21 protein-coding genes are annotated in these 19536 nt (G+C 61.9%); 11 read left to right on the top strand and 10 right to left on the bottom strand.

From position 1 onward, the window contains the following. Positions 1–14: 14 nt before the first annotated feature. The 4 genes from AKV04_RS15565 to phnG are packed head-to-tail and all read right to left on the bottom strand — an operon-like array spanning position 15 to position 3005. A complete protein-coding gene (locus AKV04_RS15565) occupies positions 15–893 on the bottom strand; it encodes an alpha-D-ribose 1-methylphosphonate 5-phosphate C-P-lyase PhnJ (protein ID WP_054007335.1) in 879 nt (292 codons plus the stop codon). After that, on the bottom strand, positions 890–1972 hold the full coding sequence (locus AKV04_RS15560) for a carbon-phosphorus lyase complex subunit PhnI (RefSeq protein ID WP_054007334.1): 1083 nt from the start codon (positions 1970–1972) through the stop codon (positions 890–892). Before AKV04_RS15560 ends, AKV04_RS15565 begins: the two co-directional genes overlap by 4 nt. Continuing rightward, a complete protein-coding gene (phnH, locus tag AKV04_RS15555) occupies positions 1972–2538 on the bottom strand; it encodes a phosphonate C-P lyase system protein PhnH (protein WP_054007333.1) in 567 nt (188 codons plus the stop codon). Before phnH ends, AKV04_RS15560 begins: the two co-directional genes overlap by 1 nt. After that, positions 2535–3005, bottom strand: coding sequence for a phosphonate C-P lyase system protein PhnG (phnG, locus tag AKV04_RS15550; RefSeq protein WP_054007367.1), 471 nt, complete (start codon positions 3003–3005; stop codon positions 2535–2537). The genes phnH and phnG overlap by 4 nt, the downstream gene beginning before the upstream one ends. A gap of 94 nt (positions 3006–3099) precedes the next feature. Between phnG and phnF the strand changes: the two genes are divergently transcribed. Further along, positions 3100–3846: a phosphonate metabolism transcriptional regulator PhnF gene (gene phnF / locus AKV04_RS15545; RefSeq protein ID WP_054007366.1), complete on the top strand. Its 747-nt coding sequence runs from the start codon at positions 3100–3102 to the stop codon at positions 3844–3846. Between the two features lie 65 nt (positions 3847–3911). Then, positions 3912–5093, top strand: a complete 1182-nt coding sequence (locus tag AKV04_RS15540; protein ID WP_054007332.1) for an alpha-D-ribose 1-methylphosphonate 5-triphosphate diphosphatase — start codon at positions 3912–3914, stop codon at positions 5091–5093. Positions 5094–5334: 241 nt separating this feature from the next. On the opposite strand, the gene AKV04_RS15535 is transcribed toward AKV04_RS15540, so the two are convergent. The 5 genes from AKV04_RS15535 to phnC form a co-directional block, all read right to left on the bottom strand. Next, positions 5335–5952, bottom strand: coding sequence for an LbetaH domain-containing protein (locus tag AKV04_RS15535; protein WP_054007331.1), 618 nt, complete (start codon positions 5950–5952; stop codon positions 5335–5337). Between the two features lie 309 nt (positions 5953–6261). Further along, positions 6262–7581 (bottom strand): phosphonate ABC transporter, permease protein PhnE, encoded by a 1320-nt coding sequence (phnE, locus tag AKV04_RS15530; protein WP_054007330.1) that lies wholly within the window; start codon positions 7579–7581, stop codon positions 6262–6264. A 1-nt stretch (position 7582) separates the two neighbouring features. Further along, entirely contained in the window at positions 7583–8461 is an 879-nt protein-coding gene (gene phnE, locus AKV04_RS15525) for a phosphonate ABC transporter, permease protein PhnE (RefSeq protein ID WP_054007329.1), read from the bottom strand. A gap of 57 nt (positions 8462–8518) precedes the next feature. After that, the gene (gene phnD / locus AKV04_RS15520; RefSeq protein ID WP_054007328.1) at positions 8519–9409 is read right to left on the bottom strand and encodes a phosphonate ABC transporter substrate-binding protein; all 891 of its coding nucleotides are present in this window, start codon (positions 9407–9409) and stop codon (positions 8519–8521) included. A 48-nt stretch (positions 9410–9457) separates the two neighbouring features. Next, on the bottom strand, positions 9458–10270 hold the full coding sequence (gene phnC, locus AKV04_RS15515) for a phosphonate ABC transporter ATP-binding protein (RefSeq protein ID WP_054007327.1): 813 nt from the start codon (positions 10268–10270) through the stop codon (positions 9458–9460). A 217-nt stretch (positions 10271–10487) separates the two neighbouring features. Here phnC and AKV04_RS15510 point away from each other — a divergent pair, with 217 nt between their 5' ends. The 4 genes from AKV04_RS15510 to AKV04_RS15495 are packed head-to-tail and all read left to right on the top strand — an operon-like array spanning position 10488 to position 14363. Continuing rightward, entirely contained in the window at positions 10488–11591 is a 1104-nt protein-coding gene (locus tag AKV04_RS15510; RefSeq protein WP_054007326.1) for an ABC transporter substrate-binding protein, read from the top strand. A gap of 59 nt (positions 11592–11650) precedes the next feature. Continuing rightward, a complete protein-coding gene (locus AKV04_RS15505; RefSeq protein WP_054007325.1) occupies positions 11651–12517 on the top strand; it encodes an ABC transporter permease in 867 nt (288 codons plus the stop codon). Beyond that, entirely contained in the window at positions 12514–13296 is a 783-nt protein-coding gene (locus AKV04_RS15500; RefSeq protein WP_054007324.1) for an ABC transporter permease, read from the top strand. Before AKV04_RS15505 ends, AKV04_RS15500 begins: the two co-directional genes overlap by 4 nt. After that, complete coding sequence (locus tag AKV04_RS15495; RefSeq protein WP_054007323.1) at positions 13296–14363, top strand: ABC transporter ATP-binding protein; 1068 nt, start codon at positions 13296–13298, stop codon at positions 14361–14363. The genes AKV04_RS15500 and AKV04_RS15495 overlap by 1 nt, the downstream gene beginning before the upstream one ends. An 8-nt stretch (positions 14364–14371) precedes the next feature. On the opposite strand, the gene AKV04_RS15490 is transcribed toward AKV04_RS15495, so the two are convergent. Continuing rightward, positions 14372–15439 (bottom strand): AbrB family transcriptional regulator, encoded by a 1068-nt coding sequence (locus tag AKV04_RS15490; protein WP_054007322.1) that lies wholly within the window; start codon positions 15437–15439, stop codon positions 14372–14374. 153 nt (positions 15440–15592) lie between these two features. On the opposite strand from AKV04_RS15490, the gene AKV04_RS15485 reads away from it, so the two are divergent. From AKV04_RS15485 to AKV04_RS15465, 5 genes are all read left to right on the top strand, one after another. After that, entirely contained in the window at positions 15593–15922 is a 330-nt protein-coding gene (locus AKV04_RS15485; protein ID WP_235815656.1) for an acylphosphatase, read from the top strand. A 131-nt stretch (positions 15923–16053) separates the two neighbouring features. Then, on the top strand, positions 16054–16665 hold the full coding sequence (locus tag AKV04_RS15480; RefSeq protein WP_054007321.1) for a Rieske 2Fe-2S domain-containing protein: 612 nt from the start codon (positions 16054–16056) through the stop codon (positions 16663–16665). Beyond that, complete coding sequence (locus tag AKV04_RS15475) at positions 16662–17507, top strand: aromatic ring-hydroxylating oxygenase subunit alpha (protein WP_054007320.1); 846 nt, start codon at positions 16662–16664, stop codon at positions 17505–17507. Before AKV04_RS15480 ends, AKV04_RS15475 begins: the two co-directional genes overlap by 4 nt. Next, entirely contained in the window at positions 17504–18169 is a 666-nt protein-coding gene (locus AKV04_RS15470; protein WP_054007319.1) for a glutathione S-transferase family protein, read from the top strand. Before AKV04_RS15475 ends, AKV04_RS15470 begins: the two co-directional genes overlap by 4 nt. After that, the gene (locus tag AKV04_RS15465) at positions 18169–19527 is read left to right on the top strand and encodes an amidohydrolase (protein ID WP_054007318.1); all 1359 of its coding nucleotides are present in this window, start codon (positions 18169–18171) and stop codon (positions 19525–19527) included. The genes AKV04_RS15470 and AKV04_RS15465 overlap by 1 nt, the downstream gene beginning before the upstream one ends. The last annotated feature ends 9 nt before the right edge of the window (positions 19528–19536 follow it).

Here is a 19536-nt window from a genome sequence, read left to right as displayed (position 1 = left end):
ATCCACCGCGCCCATCACGCACCGCCTTTCAGAACTGGCACACCCAAGGCCCCCAAATGCCCCGCCTCACACCGGGTGCGGCAAAAGTCGGTGTCTGAGCAGACAAACATCCGTCCGCCCTGATCATCAGTGATAACCTCATCAAGATAGCTCTCGCCCGCGCCGCACAGATCGCAATCATGCGGGGCTTTGCTCGGTTCAAACGGGTGATCGTCAAAATCCAAGCTGACGACATGGGTGAACGGTGGCAGCGCATAAATCCGCTGCTCACGCCCCGCGCCAAACAGTTGCAGCGCTGGGCTGTTTGACAGTTTCGGGTTGTCAAACTTCGGGATCGGCGACGGGTCCATCACATAGCGCCCCTCGACCTTCACCGGATAGGCGTAAGAGGTGGCGATGGTGCCGTGCCGCGCGATATCTTCGTACAGTTTGACGTGAATCAGCCCGTATTCTTCCAGCTCGTGCATCTTGCGGGTTTCGGTCTCCCGCGGTTCCAGAAACCGCAACGGCTCGGGGATCGGCACCTGATAGACCAGAATTTGCCCGGTGGTCAGTGCGGCCTCGGGGATGCGGTGGCGGGTCTGGATCAGCGTGGCGTCAGCCGTGGCTTCCGTCACCGCCACCCCCGCCGTGCGCTGGAAGAACTTGCGGATCGACACCGCGTTGGTGGTATCATCCGCGCCTTGGTCGATCACCTTCAGCGTGTCATCCGGGGTCAGGCAGGCCGCCGTCACCTGCACGCCGCCCGTGCCCCAACCGTAAGGCATCGGCATCTCGCGGCTGGCAAAGGGCACCTGATAGCCCGGAACCGCCACGCCCTTCAGGATCGCGCGCCGGATCATCCGCTTGGTCTGCTCATCCAGATAGGCGAAATTGTAAGCCTGATCACTCATTCTGCGGCCTCCTGCGTGGCGAAAACTTCCGCGCGCAGACGGCGCACCAGTTCCAACTCAGACTGGAAATCGACGTAATGCGGCAGCTTGATATGTTCGAGAAACCCGGTCGCCTGCACGTTATCGGCATGCATCAGCACGAATTCTTCGTCCTGCGCGGGCGCTCCGGTGTAGTCCTCGCCCAGTTCCGCCCACCGCAACGAGCGATCCACCAAAGACATCGCAATCGCCTTGCGCTCGGTCTGCCCGAACACCAAACCATAGCCGCGGGTAAACTGCGGCGGCTCGGTCTTGCTGCCCTTGAACTGGTTCACCGTTTCACATTCGGTCAACTCAATCTCGCCGATTTCCACGGCAAATCCCAGCTCTGGGATCTCCATTTCCACCGCCACCGCGCCAATCCGCAACTCACCGACAAAGGCATGGGTGCGCCCGTAGCCGCGCTGGGTCGAATAGGCCATCGACAGGATAAAGCCCTCATCCCCCCGCGTGATCGCCTGCAAGCGCAGCGCGCGCGAGCCCGGCAGTTCCATCGGTTCGCGGGTCAAATCCGCAGGCACGTCATTGCCCAAAGGCTCGGCCTCAATCATGCCATCGCGGTCGAGCATCGCCATCACATGCGGCACCGCTTCCATCGCTGCCGGAGCGGTCGCCGCCTGCGCCGCCTCGCCCTCGGCCGCCAGTTTGAAATCCAGCAGACGGTGGGTGTAGTCAAAGGTTGGCCCCAACACCTGCCCACCGGGCAAATCTTTGAACGTCGCCGAAATCCGTCGGATCACCGCCATTTCAGCGGTATTCACCGGGCAAGACGCCCCCAGCCGGGGCAGGGTGGTGCGATACGCCCGGATCAGGAAAATCGCCTCGATCAGATCTCCGCGCGCCTGTTTGATCGCCAAAGCGGCGAGGTCTGGATCATACAAAGACCCCTCCGCCATCACCCGGTTGACCGCCAGAGACAATTGCGCCCGGATCTGTGCGACAGACAACTCCGCCACGCCCAGATCGCCCCGGCGTTCTTCGGCCAGCCACGCATGCGCATTGTCAATCGCGCGCTCACCGCCCTTTACCGCGACATACATCAGACAGCCTCCACATGGGTTGATCGGGGTAGGGCGGCCACTTTGGCCCCGCAGGTGAAAAAGCAGTCAAACCCCAAGGGGAACAGCGCCCGGTTGGCCTGAAATGCCGCCACCTCGGGCAGCGAGAGATACGCTGCATCGGCAATCCCCGGTCCGCGCAGCACCGCACCCTTAGCCTCCAGCGCGGGCATCTCAACGATCAGTGTCACCGCCCGGTCGGGGTAATCCGGCAAGCCAATCGCGAACTGCCCTAAGGGCTGCAAAGCCACCCAATCACCCAAAGCGAACACCGCAGCCTCAACCGAAACCAAAGGCGCGCCGCAATGAAAGGTGATCCAATCGCGGACCGAAGCGCAGTCATACGCCCCCGCCAAATGCAGCGGCGTCGTGCCATCGCACAAGGTCAACAGCAGCACCCCTGCCGCCACCGACAGCGGCGCAGGCGGCACAGCCCCGTGCAATTCCCTGATCTCACCCGGCTGCGACAGCACCGTCAATGCCGCGCGAAACGCATGCGATGACTGCACCGCAGCGTCCACAAACCCGCCCAACAACGCATCGTTCATTGGTCTTCCCCCCGCACCAAAGTGAAAAACTCCACCTTCGTCGCCGCCGCTTTGGCCGCGCGATTGGCGCGTCGCGCAACTTCTTCCGCCTGCAACGGCACCAGCACCGTCGCTCGCAACGCCTCGGCCTGATTGGTCTGCATCAAGGCATCGACCACAGCCGCCCGCACGGCATGGCCCTTGTCGCGCCCCTGCACATGGGCATGGCCGACAGCGCCTGAGCCCAGACGCAATGCGCAGCGCGTCACCGTCATTTCGCCCAAGTTGAACGGCTGCCCGGTGCCGCCAATCCGGCCCCGCACCATCACCGCGCCAATCTCCGGCGCGCGCAGCAGGTCATGCGCCGGAAGTTCGGGGAATAAATCGGCCAGCCGCCCGGGCTTGGCGCGGGCCAGCAGGCCCATCCACGCTTTGCGCGCAGCCAAGCTCTCAGAGTTTGGGGTGGCAGCTTCAAGGGGTGTTTGCATCATCTCGATCCCGACATCTTGCGAAGTTGTCTATCATGCTATACAACTAGACAAATCATAGCCGAGGAGCCTGCGAAATGCATGTGAAGTTTTGGTGACAAAGCCAACAATCTGGCGATCCATCGCCGAAACCCTCACTGACGAGATCACCGCAGGCCATTACCGCCCCGGTGACAAACTGCCAACTGAAGCTGCGCTGTCCGCCCGCTTCGGCGTCAACCGCCACACGGTCCGCCATGCTTTGACCGCCTTGGCCGAGGCTGGCTCCGTCCATGCCCGCCGTGGTGCGGGCGTCTTTGTCACTGCCACCCCTACCGACTACGCCCTCAGCCGTCGCGTGCGGTTCCATCAGAATGTTCTGGCTTCTGGCCGCACCCCCTCCCGGCATATCCTCCGCCAAGAAACCCGCCCGGCAGACCCCGGTGAGGCCGCCGCTCTACACCTGCTCGCAGGCGCTTTGGTGCAAGTGGTCGATGGGCTCTCGCTCGCCGATGGCACCCCCTTGGCGATGTTCCGCTCAATCTTCCCCGCCGCCCGCTTCCCCAATCTGCTCGAGGCGATGACCCGTCACGGGTCGGTCACCGCCGCCTTGGCCGAAGCGGGCCTGACCGATTACACCCGCGCAGAAACCCGCATCACCGCGATTGCCGCCGATGCCCTGTTGGCGCTGCATCTGCGACTAGCCCAAGGCGCTCCGCTGCTGCGCTCCGTCGCGGTCAACGTTGATGCCGCAGGTCAACCCATTGAGTTCGGCACCACATGGTTTGCAGGGGATCGCGTCACCCTAACTGTCTCGCCAGAAGGCGCAGATGCTGGGGAAACTGTGGATAAACTGTCATAAGCCCGTTGCGTGGCACTGTTATTCCAGCCGACAACCCCCAGCTGCCCCCGTTCCCGGAGCCCGAAATGCCGCTGCCTTTGCCCCCCCTGCGACTGACCGGCGCGCATATTTTGCGCGACGGCGCGATGCAGCAACGCTCCATCGGTCTGGCGGATGGCCGCATCACCCGTGGCCCGCTACCGGAGGTGGATCTCACGGGATTCCTGATCCTGCCCGGCATCATCGACCTGCATGGCGATGGGTTCGAGCGTCACATGGCTCCGCGCCCTTCCGCTCCGTTTCCGCTTGCCGCGGGCCTCGCCTCGTTTGACCGCGAAGCCGCCGCCCATGGCGTCACCACCGCCTATCTGGCGCAGGGCTGGAGCTGGGAAGGCGGCCATCGCGGTCCCGATCATGCCGAGGCGTTGATGGTCGCCATTGACAGCTATCGTGCGCAAGCACTGACCGATCTGCGCCTGCAAATCCGCGCCGAGACGCATCTTGTCAGTGAAACCACCCGCCTGATCGCCGCCGTCAAGCGCCACCGCATCGGCTATGTGGTGTTCAACGATCATCTGTCAGAAGGCCTGCACATGGCACGCATTGCGCCGACCGATTTCGCCGCTTGGGCGCGCAAGGTTGGCAAAACCGCTGAGGAACTCGCCGAAGCCATCGAAGCCGCCGCCGCCCGCGCCAAAGAAGTGCCCCGCAGCTTGTGTACGCTGGCCGAGAGTTTCGATGCCTTGGGGGTGCTCTATGGCAGCCATGATGACCCCGATGGCGAGACGCGTGAATTCTACTCGATGATCGGAGCAAAAATCGCCGAATTTCCGCTCACCCGCCGCGCGGCTTCGGCGGCGCATGCGATGATGAGCCCGGTGATCATGGGTGCGCCGAATGTGGTGCGGGGCCGCTCTCAGGCTGGCAATGTCTCGGCGCTGGCGTTGGTGTCGGATGGGCTGTGCGATGCGTTGGTCTCGGATTATCACATCCCCGCACTGCCCTTGGCGGTCTGGGGTCTGGTGGATCGCGGGGTGATGGGGTTGGCGCAGGCTTGGGCGTTGGTGTCTTCGCGCCCGGCAGAGATCATGCGGCTGGTGGATCGTGGCCGTCTGGAACCGGGATTGCGCGCCGATATGGTGATCGTGAACGCCGAGACGCGTGGGATTGAGGCGACGATTTCGGCGGGGCGGCTGAGCTATCTGGCGGGTGAAGCCGCGCGGCGATTTGTCAGCCAGCCCGAGGCTTTGCGGCTGGCGGCAGAATGAGGTCCCAACTCGGGACCTTTTTTGTTTGTTTGATTTCAAACTGTTAGCGATGTTTATTTAACGAATTTTTAACACTTCTGCGCGTCTCCACCAATCGGGCCTATGAACAGGTGCCGTCCGCAGGGCCATCGGGGCCTTTTGGACGGCGCTACCGGGGATAGGCTGGTCAGGCGGTTTGAGCCTGCCGTGGTAACGCCGCAGGAGGGGGCTCGATGCCCCCGAGGGCGGCTTCTGGGTATGGTCAGCCGTGATACTTTTCCAAGAACGCCTCCACAGGCAAGCTGCGAAAATCTGGCAATGCGCTGCGCAGCACTTCGTGGCTCCAGTCCCACCAAGCGAGGGCTTGCAGGCGCTCGGCGATCTGCGCGGGGAAGCGGGCGCGCAGCGGGGTGGCGGGGAGGCCCGCCATGATCATGTAGGGGGCGACGTTTTTGGTGACGACCGCGCCGCTGGCGATCACGGCACCTGCGCCGATGCTGACGTCGGGTTTGATGATCGCGCCGTGGCCGATCCAGGTGTCGGGGCCGATTGTGGTGCGGCGGGCGTGGCGGGCGGTGAAGAAGGCGTCGTCGTCGATCGCGTCTTCCCAATAGGCGCTGCTGCGGTAGAGGAAATGGTGCAGGCTGGCGTTTTGCATCGGGTGGTCGGTGGGGCCAATCCTTGTCATCGCGGCGATGTTGGCGAATTTGCCGACCGTGGTGTTGGTGATGTCGGAGAATTGGTCGCAGTAGGCGTAGTCCTCGAAGCTTGAGTTCAGGACGCGGCTGAAGCGGCCGACCTCGCAGAAGGCTCCGAAACTGGCGTTCTTGATCTGGCAGTCGGGGTGGATCAGCGGGGTGTCGGGGGAGAGTTTGGACATTTTGGCTTTCTTGTCCACGCGTGGACAGGGGTGAGAATTGTATAAGTTCAACGGCTTAGTTGGCCACATTTACAAGCTGTTAACAATTTGACCGCAACCCAGATGCCGTCCGCAGCGGCATTGAGCCGCTTTGGACGGCGCTGCCGCAGAGGCGTTGAAGCGACCGCTTCGGGCTTGGTGCGGCAGCGGCCGCAGGAGGGGGCTCGATGCCCCCGAGGGCGGCTTCTGGTTATCGGGCGGTTTGGGGTGAGAGGCAGGAGCCTCCGGCGGGAGTATTTTTGCCAATGTGAAATGGTTAAGCGAGGCGCTTTATCGTCCGATCAGTTTGCGGCGGAGCCAGCCGGAGAGGCTGTCCATTGCCATCACCATCAGCACGATCAGGATCATGTAATAGGCGACATCTTCCCAATCTTTCTGGGTGATGATCGCTTGGGTGAGCAGCAAGCCGATACCGCCGCCGACGATAGCGCCGATGACGGTGGCGCTACGGGTGTTGGATTCCAGATAGTAGAGCACTTGGCTGAGCAGGATCGGGGCGATTTGCGGCAGCACGCCGAAGCGGGCGCGTTGCAGCGGGCCCGCGCCGGTGGAGCGGATGCCTTCGACTTGTTTTTCGTCGATGTTTTCCAGCGCCTCTGAGAAGGTTTTGCCAAAGGTGCCGCTGTCGGTCAGCAGGATCGCCAAAGCGCCTGTCATCGGGCCGGGGCCGAAGGCGCGCGACAGAATGATGGTCCAGATCAGGCCATCGACGCCGCGCACAAAGTCGAACAGGCGGCGGAAGGCGAAGCGCACGGTGCGGATCGGGGTGAAATTGGAGGCGGCGAGGAAGGCCAGCGGCAAAGCGATCAGGGCCGCGCCCATGGTGCCAAGGAAAGCCATCAGCACGGTTTCAAACAACGCCCATGCCACATCGCCGTGGTGCCATTGTTTGTTGTGCCAGAATTCCGACGCCATATAGCTAAGGTTGCTGCGGGCGGGGTCGATACGTTCGCCGCCCAGCATCGCGGTCAACTGGCCGTAGCTTTTGCCGTAGAACTGGCTGTCGAGGGTGAAGAAGAACAAGGCCCAGCCGGGTTGGTATTTGAAGGTTTCCACCTTTGATCGGGAATAGGCGAAGCGGCCTTGCGGGGTGGTGACAGAGATGCGGGTGTCGGTGACGTTGATCCAGTCGGGGATGGGTTGCGGGGCGGTCAGTTTCAGTTTGCCGCCTTCGGGTTGGATGTCGATCAGGCCATAGCCGGGGACGTTGTAGCGCGCGCCGTTGGCGTCATAGGTGACGATGTTGTCTTTGCCGAGGTCGATGGTGGTGGTGTCGCCATCGGTCTTGACCCAAGCCGGATATTGGTTGGGGGCGAAGGTGGCTTTTGCTTCACCTTCAATCGAGACGGAGAGTTTGTCGGTGCGGTTGTCGCGGGTGACATGGGTTTTATAGGCAACGAAATCGGACAGCAGGATCTTGGCGTTGTCCATTCTGGCACGGGCGGCGAGGCCGGGGATGTCAAAGCTGAGGAACAGGTAGCTGAGGTAGACGAGCAGCAGCACCGGGATCGCATAGGCGGTGAGGCGGCGGGTTTTGAACTGGCGCTGCACGGTGGCATAGGTGGTACCGAACTGGGTTGCATCGGTCATCTTACTGGCCCTTTACCAAGCGGTTGCGAGCGTATCCCGAGAGTTGGTCGAAGACCACGATGGCGCAGAACAGCAGGGCGAAGATGGCGACAACCTGATCGTATTTGCCGCCGCCCCATTGCATCGCCAGTTTCAGATCATAACCGATGCCACCTGAACCGACGAAGCCAAGGATCGCAGAGGCGCGGATGTTTATCTCGAACCGGAGCAGCGCATAGGACAGCCAGTTCGGGGCGACTTGCGGGATGATGCCAAGCCAGATCTGCTGGCTCCACGAGGCGCCCGTCGAGGCGAGGCCCTCGACGGGTTTCAGATCGGCGTTCTCGGCGGATTCCGAGAACAGCTTGCCCAAAGCGCCGGCGGTGTGAAAGGCGATGGCGAGCACGGCGGGGACCGGGCCACCGCCCAAGATGAAGATCAGCACAAGGGCGATGACGATCTCGGGGATGGCGCGCATGATGTCGGCAGAGCGGCGGAACAGCGGGGTGAGCAGGGGAAAGCGGGCAAGGTGGCGGGTGGAGCCGAGGGCGAGGCACGCGCCGAACGCACCGCCCAGCAGGGTGGCGGCGGCGGCGATGTTGATGGTTTCAATCAGCGAGGGCAGGTATTGCCACAGCAGGGCGGGCAGGTTGGCGCGGTTGGTCCACGCTTCGGAGAGGACTTCGGCGGGGAAGGCGGGCAGTTGGTGCAGGCCCGACAGGAAATCGCCCGCGTTGCGGTCTTGGGCGACCTGAAAGCCAGAAGCCATCAGCGCCACGAACAAGATCAGCAGGATGAAGCCATAGAGCCGCTTGCGGCGGGAGAGGTGGATATAGGCCTCGGTGGGGTTTGTCAGATCGGGGCGTTTGCCCGGTTCTGGCCCGAAGGTGATGTCAACCATGCGGCCTCCAATGAAAAACCGGGCCTGCTTGCGCAAGCCCGGTAGATGGTGCTGAAATTACTCGCCGGAAAGTTTGCGGGCTTCGACAATGCCGAGATACATGTCGTGGCTGGCGGGGACGAAGTCTTTCGCTTCACCCGAGGCCACGCCGTAAGCGCATTTCGCGTCAGTTTCCCACAGATCAGCCGTCAGCTTGGTGACTTTGGCTTTCACATCATCGGGAAGGGCGGCGCGCACCACCATTGGGCCTTCGGGGATCAGCTTGGAGCGCCAGATTTCCACCAGGTTGTTCATGTCAACCAAGCCTGCATCAGCGGCCTTGCGGAACGCGCCGGAAGAATAGCCGTCTTCCCAGTTGCCATCGCCATCGGCCCAAGACACGCCTGCGTCGAAGTCGCCGTTGTTGACGCCGACGATGGTTTGCTCATGGCCGCCCGAGAATTTCACTTCGCCGAAGAATTTCTCCAAGGGGCCATAGGTGGCGATCAACTCGGCGGCGGGCACCAGATAGCCCGAGGTCGAGTTCGGCTCACCGAAGGCGAATTTCTTGCCCTTGGCGTCTTCGATGGATTTGATGCCCGAGTCGGTGCGGGCAAAAGCGATGGAATAATAACCGGTAGTGCCGTTCAGGTTTTCTTTGGTCAGCTCAACATCCACGGCTTTCGGGTCGGTGAGATATATTTTGGCATAGGCGGACGCGCCCAGCCATGCCATGTCGAGGGTGCCGCCCAGCAGGCCCTGGATCACGCCATCGTAGTCAGCCGGGGTGAAGACCTTGACCGGAACACCCAGCTCTTTTTCAATCGCAGCGCGATAGCATTCGTTGGAGGTCATGCGGTCTTGGGCGTTCTCGCCGCCCAAGATGCCGATGTTGAATTCTTTCAACTCTTGCGCATTGGCAGAGGTGATGCAGGTGGTGGCAGCCAGAACGGCGAGCAGCTTCTTCATGGTCGTCTCCAGATGGGGCCCGTTTGGGCCGGGTAAACTGTGATGGGGTCAGGCCAACATCGCATCGGCGTAAGCGTCGTCTTTCGGGCCGGTGATCGAAGTGGATGTGGCGGATTCGTTGAAGCTGGCGTCCGCGCCATAGATGTCGCGGGCAACGCCGGTGGTCAGTTGGTCAGGCGTGCCGTCGAACACCACGCGGCCATCGCGCATCCCGATCACCCGGTCGCAGTAGCGCCGCGCGGTGTCGAGCGTGTGCAGGTTGGCGATGACCATGCGGCCATCTTCCTCGTGGATGCGGCGCAGGGCGTCCATCACCACTTGCGCGTTCATCGGATCGAGGCTGGCGATCGGTTCATCGGCAAGGATCACCTTGGGGTCTTGCATCAAGGCCCGCGCAATGGCGACGCGTTGCTGTTGGCCGCCAGAGAGGGCTTCGGCGCGTTTGGGGGCTTGTTCGGCGATCCCCAAGCGGTCCAGAATCTGCATTGCGCGGGTGATGTCGGCATCGGACCACAGGTTGAACATCGTCGCGAAGGTGGAGCGGTGGTTCAGCAAACCATGCAGCACGTTTGAGGCCACATCCATCCGTGGCACCAGATTAAACTGCTGGAAAATCATCGCGCATTGGCCCTGCCATGCCCGCTTTTCCGCGCCGTTCAGGGTTAACACGTTGCGGCCTTCAAACACGATCTCGCCCGAGGAGGCATCGGTCAGACGGTTCATCATTCGCAGCAGGGTGGATTTTCCCGCCCCTGACCGCCCGATCACGCCCACGAAAGCCGAGCGGTCGATTTCAAAGCTGACGCGGTCCACGGCGGCTTTGTGACCGAACAGGCGTGTGACGTTTTCGACCTTGAGCATTGCGGCCCCCTTTTGATTGAGGGGCTGATACGCCGGATTCGTGACGGTTGTTTATCGGGGGTGTGACGCTTGGGTAACAAAGAGCGCTCTGCGCAAGTCTTTGCTATGACATAGAAACTTCATCACCCTGTTACCTATCCGTCATGGCAGGCTCCTAGATCACCGCTCAGCAACCGTCGCGGCTATCCCCGACGGGTCGGCTTAACAGGAGACTTCCATGACCGTTTTCAAAACCCTGACCTCGGGCGTCAGCCTGCTGGCGATGCTGGTGGCTGGTGCTGCCTCGGCGCAGAGCCTTGACGAAATCACCGCTGCCGCGAAGAAAGAGGGTGCCTTGACCACCATCGCGCTGCCGCATGACTGGTGTGGCTATGGTGCCGTGCTGGAGGGGTTCAAGAAGAAATACCCCGAGATCGCTGTTAACGAATTGAACCCGGATGGGTCTTCTGCGGATGAGCTGGAAGCCGTGCGTGCCAACAAAGGCAACACTGGCCCGCAAGCGCCCGACGTTCTGGACGTTGGCCTGTCGTTTGGCCCTGCCGCCAAAGAAGAAGGTCTGATCCAGCCGTATAAAGTCTCGACCTGGGACAGCATTCCGGACAGCGCCAAGGATGCCGATGGCTTCTGGTATGGCGACTATTACGGCGTGATGGCGTTCATCGTGAACACCGATATGGTCAAGAACATCCCCGCCGATTGGTCGGACCTGATGAAGCCGGAATACGCAGGCGCTTTCGCGCTGACCGGCGATCCGCGCTCGGGCAACCAAGGCCTGATGTCGGTGATGTCGGCTGGCATGGCGATGGGGGCTGCTCCGGGGGCTGACTCGGCCGCCAAGGGGCTGGAGTTCATGGGTGCGCTGAACAAAGCGGGCAATTTCGTGCCAGTTTCCGGCAAGACCGGGACGATTGCGCAGGGGGCTACCCCGATCGTTGCGGCTTGGGATTACAACGCCTTGGCTTGGCGCGACACCCTTGCAGGCAACCCGAAAGCTGAAGTGATCATCCCGGCGTCGGGCACTTTGGCGGGCGTCTATGTGCAGGCGATTTCGGCTTACGCGCCGCACCCGAATGCCGCAAAACTCTGGATGGAATACCTCTATTCAGACGAAGGTCAACTCGGCTGGTTGAACGGCTATTGCCACCCGATCCGCTTCAACGATCTGGCAAAGCGCGACGCGATCCCGGCGGATATGCTGGCGAAATTGCCTCCGGCTGCTGCCTATGAGAAAGCCGTGTTCCCGACTTTGGAAGAGCAAGCTGCACATAAAGAGGCCGTGACCGCTGGTTGGGATTCGGTCGTCGGCGTCAAGGTCGAGTAAACCCTTTGCCCGCCCTCGGCCTGTTGGTTGGGGGCGGGTTTCTTTTTAGGATCAGATAGATGAGAAGCTCTCGCCTTTGGCGTGCCCTGCCGTGGAACGTCCTGGGGGTGCTGCCATTTTTGCTGTTCGCGCTGCTGTTTTTGCTGATGCCCACCGCGAACATCGTGGCGGGGGCGTTTGTCGATGACGCGGGCGGCTTTACGCTGAAAAACATTTTCAATCTCTTCACGCCCGAGATTATCAATGCCTTCTGGTTGTCGATCCGGCTGAGCTTTGCCTCGGCCCTGATCGGCTGCGCTTTGGGGTTTGCGATTGCCTTGGCGGTGGTTTTGGGCGGCTTGCCCGCTTGGCTGCGCGGCATTGTGATGACGTTTTCGGGGGTGACTTCGAATTTCGCTGGGGTGCCGTTGGCCTTTGCCTATGTGGCGACTTTGGGCCGGGTGGGGTTTGTGACGCTGCTGCTGCGCGATTGGTTTGGCGTCAATATCTACGCTTTGGGCTTCAATATGATCAGCTTCTGGGGGCTGGTCGCGGCCTATGTGTTCTTCCAGATCCCGCTGATGGTGCTGATCATCACCCCCGCGATTGACGGGCTGAAACGCGAATGGCGCGAGGCGGCAGAGGTTTTGGGCGCAACCGGGGGCCAGTATTGGCGTATGGTAGCGCTGCCTGTGTTGGGGCCGTCGCTGCTGGGGACGCTGGCGCTTTTGTTCGCCAATGCCTTTGGCGCGGTGGCGACGGCGATTGCCTTGACGGGGTCGCTTTTGTCGATCGCGCCGATCCTGCTGTTCAACCAAATTCGCGGCGATGTGCTGCAAGACCCGCATTTGGGCTATGCGCTGGCCTTTGGCATGATCGTGATCACCGGCATTTCCAACGGCGTCTATGTGGTGATGCGGACCCGCGCCGAGAGGTGGATCAAATGAAGCGTATCCTGTCATGGGCCGCGATTGCGGTTGGTGTGGTGTATTTCTTCCTGCCGCTGGTGGGGATGCTGGAATTCTCGCTGAAGATGCGGCGGGGCGAGTATTCTTTGGACGCGTATCGGTCCGTCATGGGCGATCCGCAGTTTCAGGCGACCTTTGGCTATTCGGTGGTGATGGCGTGTCTGACGATTGTGTTTGGCGTGCTGGTGGTGGTGCCGACGGTGTTCTGGGTGCGGCTGAAACTGCCGCGTCTGCGCCCATTCATGGAGTTCATCACCCTGCTGCCCTTGGTGATCCCGCCGATTGTGATCGTGTTCGGCTATATCCGTTTGTTCAATACTTCCAGTTGGTTGCCGCTGACGGGTACGACCTTGGGCACCGATTTCCTGCTGATGTGTGGCTATGCGGTGCTGGCGCTGCCCTATATGTACCGTGCCGTCGATACGGGCCTCGCGGCGATTGATCTGCGCACGCTGACTGAAGCGGCGCAGAGCCTTGGCGCGGGTTGGATTACCGTTCTGGCAAAGGTGATCTTGCCGAATGTGCTGGTGGCGGTGCTGTCGGGGGCGTTTTTGACCTTTGCCATCGTGATCGGCGAATATGTCTTTGCGGCGCTGCTGGATCGGCCTGCGTTTGGGCCATATCTGGTCTGGGCGGGCGGCAACAAAGCCTATGAACCGGCGGCTTTGGCCGTGATGACCTTCGCTTTGACCTGGGCCTGCATGATGCTGATCCAGTTGGCCACCAAATTCTCCAAACACACAAGGATGCCGCGCTGATGGCTTATCTGGACCTTTCCGCGCTGCAAAAATCCTTTGGCGCGAACCAAGTGGTGAAATCGTTTGATCTTGGCGTGGCGAAGGGCGAGTTTGTTTCGCTTTTGGGCCCTTCTGGCTGCGGGAAAACCACGGTTTTGCGGATGGTGGCGGGGTTTGAAACGCCTACCCATGGGGCGATCAAGATCGACGGGCAGGATGTGACGCACCTGCGGCCCAATCAGCGCAATATTGGCATGGTGTTTCAGGCTTATGCGCTGTTTCCAAACCTGACGGTGGCGCAGAATGTCGGCTTTGGCTTGAAGATTGCCGGGGTGTCGGCCAAGGAGATCATTGCGCGGGTGGCCGAGATGCTGGCGCTGATTGGCCTGCCCGAGATGGGCGCGCGCTATCCGTTCCAGCTTTCCGGCGGGCAGCAGCAGCGGGTGGCTTTGGCGCGGGCTTTGGCTCCGCGTCCTCGGGTGTTGTTGTTGGATGAGCCGCTCTCTGCGCTGGATGCGAAGATCCGGGTCAGTTTGCGGGCGGAAATCCGCGATATTCAGCGCAAGCTGGGCATCACCACGATTTTCGTCACACATGATCAGGAAGAAGCCCTATCGATGTCAGATCGGGTTGTGGTGATGAATGGTGGACGGGCCGAGCAGGTTGGCGCGCCGTTTGAGATTTATAACCATCCGAAAACCCGGTTTGTGGCGCAGTTTGTCGGCACCTTGAACACGTTGGATGCCATTGTCACCAATCCGGCGGGCGGTGAGGTGACGGTGCAGGGCCAGCCCTTGCGCCTTCCCCAAGCGATTTCGGCGCAAGCGGGCGCGACGGTGGGATTGGCCCTGCGCCCTGAAGTGGTGCATCTGGAGGCGGATGCCGACCAGATCAGCCGGGGCGATTTTGCGCTGCCCGCGCGGATTGCGGCGGTGCAATTCCTCGGCGCGGTGATCCGGGTCAAGGCCGAGACGGCGGCGGGGGCGATCTCGCTTGATCTGTTCAACCGTCCTGATGCACCGCCGCCGCCCTTGGGGGCAGAGGTGGCGCTGCGGTTCCGCGGCCAAGATGTGATCGTGTTGGCCTGAAACGGGGGCTAAAACCCTTTCGGGCGCGACAACCAGCGTGCCAAGATCGGGCCAAGCAGCAGGATCAGCAAAAACCGCGCCATGTGCATCGTCATCACGAAAGCCACATCAACCGGGGTAGAGGCGGCGATGATGGCCACCGAATCCATCCCTCCGGGGCTGGTGGCGAGATAAGCTGTCAGGGGATCAATCCCGGCAAACTGCACCAAGACCCAGGCTGCCCCACCGCAGACCGCGATCAAGGCCATGATCGAGGCGAACACCCGTGGGAAGGCCCGCAGCGCATGGCCCAAAGTGGCTGGGGTAAAGCGCAGGCCAATCGCCCAACCGATCGCGGCATAGGTCAGCGCCAGCAGCCACGGTGGCAGGTAAATCTGCATCCATCCGGTCTGCATCAGCAGCATTCCCGTGCCGATGGGCAGCAGGAAAGTTGCTCCGGGCAGGCGCAATCTTTGGCCGACAAAGGCCAGAACCACGGCGAGGGCCAAGGTCTGCGCGATGCCCAACGCGGGCATCTCCGGAAACCAGATGATGATGGGCGCAGGCTCGCCCGCCACGCCAAACAGCCGTGCCACCACGGTGGCCACCACCGCGACACAGGCGACGCGTAGGTATTGCATGAAGGCGACAAGGCGGATGTCCGCGCCATACGCCCCAGACAGCAACACCATGGCCGAGGCCGCCCCCGGCGATGAACCCCAGATTGCCGTGGTGCCCGGAAGTGCGCCAGAGCGTGCCAGCAGCCAGCCCAGCAGCGCCGAGGCCGCAATGGTCGAAAGTGTGCCGGCCAACACGATGGGCCATTGGGCCGCCACCTCGGTCATCATCGAAATCGGCAGGATCGTCGCCACCATCAGCCCGACGATGCCCTGTGCCGCCGTCATCGCGGGGCCAGGCAGGGTGATGCTAAATCCACGCAGCGCGAGCATAATCGCTGCGATCATTGGCCCCAGCAGCAGGGCTGCGGGTAGGTGCAGCGCCTCAAACCCCGCAGTGATCAGCGCGGACAGCAAGGCGAGCGCTGCCCATTGCAGCACCTGCGCGCGGCGGTTTGACGGGGGCGGGGTCTGCGGCAACAGAGCGGCTTTCAGCGGAGAGTCGGAAGCAGGGATGGGCCTACCTAACGCGGGCTGCGGGGCAGGGCAATCGGCCTCGTCGGCGCTTCGACCGCTCTGGACAGCTTGGCGCGGGCCTGCCAGTCTAGGACGAATCCCAAGCCCGAGGCCGCGATGGATCACACTACCACCCGCGATCCCGACCGCGATTCTGCCGACGACCCTATGATTGAGCAAAGCCAGAGCTTTGTCGTTCTGGGCGACGTTGGGGCACCGATCTTCGCCACATGGATCGCGCGGCATGCCCGCCGTTTGGGTCTGCGCGGGGCGATTTTGCGGCAGGAGGCTGACCGCATCGATCTGGTGGTGACTGGCCTGCCCGACCTGCTGGATGCAATGGCATTGGGCTGTAGCCTTGGCCCGCAAGAGGTTTGGGTCGAGCGGATTGATCGGACACCGACCGCGTTGCAAAATCTTAACGATTTCGCTTCGATAGCGGATTAACTTATGATCATATGTGAGGATGGCGCCGAAATTTTCGGCATCTGCTGCGGTGGCTTTGTGCGAGAACGGGTTTCGGGCTTTCGGTTTTCGCGCGGGGCCGCAAGGTTTGGTTGGGGATTGTGGGGACGATAATGTCGGGGATGTGGGTTGCGAATGGCTTGTCGCAGGATTTGCCATTGGGCGTGGTGATGGCGGGCAGCTGGCAGGGGGCGGAGCTGGCGATCTGGCGCTCTGCCACTGGGCGGCTGTCGGCGTGGAATGATCGTTGCCCGCATCGCGGGATGCGGCTGTCGCATGGTTTTGTGCGCGGTGAGACGCTCAGCTGCATCTATCACGGCTGGACTTATGGCACCGACGGGGCCTGCAGCAAGATCCCGGCGCATCCGGCGATGGTGCCGCCCGCCGCGATCAAGGCCGAGGTCTATGCCTGCGTTGAAGCGGACGGCGTGATCTGGGTTGCGCCTGCGGGGACCGAAGTTGTGCTGCCGGATCTGAGTGGGCTGGTGGCGGTGCGCTCGGTCACGGTGCAGGCCGATGTTGCGGCGCTGACGCGGGGCTTGCCGGGGTTTGTGCAGCATGGCGCGGTTTGGCGCGGGCAGGTTGAGGGCGCTGCAGTGGCTTTGGTGGTGCAAGATCGCGGCGCATCGGTCACGCTGCACGGCTTGGGCGCGGGCGACCGGGTGCGCCTGTCGCGCTGGCTGGACGGAGTGCGTCGCTTGGTGGAAGAAGGGGTTTTGGCATGATCGCGCAGGCGGTTCTGAACGAATGGTATCCGGTGGCGATGGCAGCACAGGTGGGTGCGTGGCCGGGGCGACAAACCCAGCTTTTGGGCAGCGATATTGCGGTGTTTTTGGACGCTGGTGAGATTGTGGTGCAGCGCGCCGATGGGTCGGCGCTGGCGGTGTGCTTGCGCTACGGCCATGTCTGGGCCTGCCTCGGCACGCCCGCGCATGATCTGTTTCCGATCCCCGAGGCCGATCAACCGGGGCGGCGCTTGGTGGATTGCGGCGTGGTGCGGGTGAAATGCTCGCCATTGCGGGCGGTAGAGAATTTCCTTGATATCGCCCACTTTCCCTTTGTGCATACCGATGTTCTGGGGGCCGAGCCGCATACCGAAGTTGGCCGCTATGAGGTGCAAATCCGCGAGGACAGTGACGAGGTTTGGGCGACCAAGGTGCATTTCTATCAACCGCAGGCCGCGAAATCGGCGTCGGGCGGCATTGTGACGGAATATATGTATCGTGTCGCCGCGCCCACCGCTGCGGTGCTGTATAAAACCTGCCCGAACAAGCCTGACGCATGGGATGTGATCGGGATTTTTGTGCAGCCTCTGACCGAGGAATTGTGTGAGGTCTGGCCGTGGATGGCGTTGTTTGATGATGCCACGCCGCAGGCCGATCTGATCCAGTTTCAGCAGATGATCTTCCTGCAGGACCGCTCGATTCTGGAGAACCAGATTCCACGGTTGTTGCCTTTGGATCCCGGCAAGGAAATCCCGACGCAGGCGGATATGACCTCGATCGCCTATCGGCGCTGGTTGAAACGCAAGGGGCTGACCTACGGCGCGCAGATGGTGGCGGCATGAAGCTGTATGATTATGTCCTCTCCGCCAGCTGCTACAAAATCCGGCTGATGGCGGCGCTGCTGGGGGTGAAGTTAGACCTCGTGGCCGTCGACTTTCATCCGGGGCGCGAACACCGCGCACTGGCGTTCCGCAACCTCAATCCGGCGGGCACGCTGCCGGTTTTGGTTGATGGCGATCTGATGCTGACCGAAAGCACCGCGATGCTGGTCTATCTGGCGCAAGCCTCGGGGCGGGCTTGGCTGGGCGACAGCACCCCGGCGCGGGCTGCAAAAGTGCAGAACTGGCTGGCGTTTTCGGCGCGGCTGGGGGCCAGTCTGGGCATGGCGCGGCTGCATGACATGCTGATTTATCCCGGCGATATTGATGCGTTCCGCAGGGCAGGGGTGGAGTGTCTGCGCGAACTCGAAGCGCATATGACCGAAGCGCGTTTCGCGGGGCGGATATTCCTTGAGGGTGACGCGCCGACGATTGCCGATATCGCCTGTTTCCCGAATGTCGCTTTGGCCCCGGATGGTGGGGTGACGCTGGACGATTACCCCGCAATCCGCCTGTGGTCGCGTGCGCTGCGCGCGCTGCCGGGGTTCATCGAGATGCCCGGCATCCACCGCCTGCACGAATTAAAACCCGCCCCCGAAGCCGTGCCCGCGCTTGAGGATTTGTGATGGCGTATCTGCTGAAAAACTGCGCCGCGATTGTGCCTTCGGCCAGCAATTTGGTGCTGTCGGGCCAAGATATGCTGATCACGGGCAAGCAGATTGCCGCCATCGGGCCGAACCTGACCGCCCCCGGCGCGGAAGTCATCGACGCCTCGGGCTGGTTCATTTATCCCGGTCTGATCAACACCCATCACCATTTCTTTCAATGCTTTATCCGCAACCGCGCCGATCTGGATTGGACGAAACTGTCAGTGATCGAATGGCTTGACCTGATCTATCCGATATTTTCGCGGCTGACCGAGGATCAGTTTTATCATTCCTCGGTGGTGGCCTTGGCGGAACTGATCAAAAACGGCTGCACCACGGCGTTTGACCACCAATACAACTTCCCCCGCCATGCCGGGTCGCGCATCGTCGATCGGCAGTTTGAGGCCGCAGACCTGCTCGGCATCCGCTTTCATGCCGGACGCGGTGGCAATACACTGCCGAAATCCGAAGGCAGCACGATCCCGGATGAGATGTTGGAGACGACCGCGCAATTCATCGGCGATTGTGAGCGGCTGATTGATACTTACCACGACGCTGGCCCGTTCAGTATGCGCCAAGTCGCGGTGGCACCCTGCCAGCCGGTGAATTGCTATAAGGATACGTTTGAAGAATCCGTGCGCCTCGCCCGCGACAAAGGCGTGTTGTTGCACACCCATGTCGGCGAAGGCGAAAGCCCGGTGATCGAGGTGCGCACGGGGCGCAGAACCGTGCAATACCTTGAGGAGATGGGATTTTCCGGCCCGGACACTTGGTATGCGCATTGCTGGGAATTGACCCATAGCGAGTTGGCCCAGATGGCCACCAGCCAAACCGGCGTGTCGCATTGCCCCGAGCCGGTCTATCTGGTCGGCGCGGAAGTCACCGATATTCCGGCGATGCAGGCTTTGGGTTTGCGCGTGGGTCTGGGCTGCGATGGGGCGGCCTCGAACGACAATTCCAACCTGATGCACTGCCTGCATTCGGCCTATATGCTGCAATGTCTGGTGGCCTCGACCCGCAAACATCCGGTGCCGGAGCCAAGCGCCTTCCTCGGCTACGCCACGCAAGGCGGGGCTGATCTGCTGGGGCGGAAAGACCTAGGCCGTCTTGCCCCCGGCATGGCCGCCGATCTGTTTGCCATCGACACCCGCCGTCTGGAATATGTCGGCACCCGCCACGACCCGGCCAGCCTGATCCCGAAAGTCGGCGTCGGCCGCCCGGTTGATATGACGATGATCAACGGTCGCATCGTCTGGCGCGACGGCCAGTTCCCCGGCCTTGATGAGCGCGATTTGTTCACCAAAGCCGAAGCATCCTTCCACCGCGTCCTGTCTTGATCCTAAAGG

This window comes from Cypionkella psychrotolerans (assembly GCF_001294535.1).
Lineage (GTDB): Bacteria > Pseudomonadota > Alphaproteobacteria > Rhodobacterales > Rhodobacteraceae > Cypionkella > Cypionkella psychrotolerans.
Note: the sequence above shows the minus strand (reverse complement) of the source record. Positions and strands in the feature narration are given on the sequence as shown.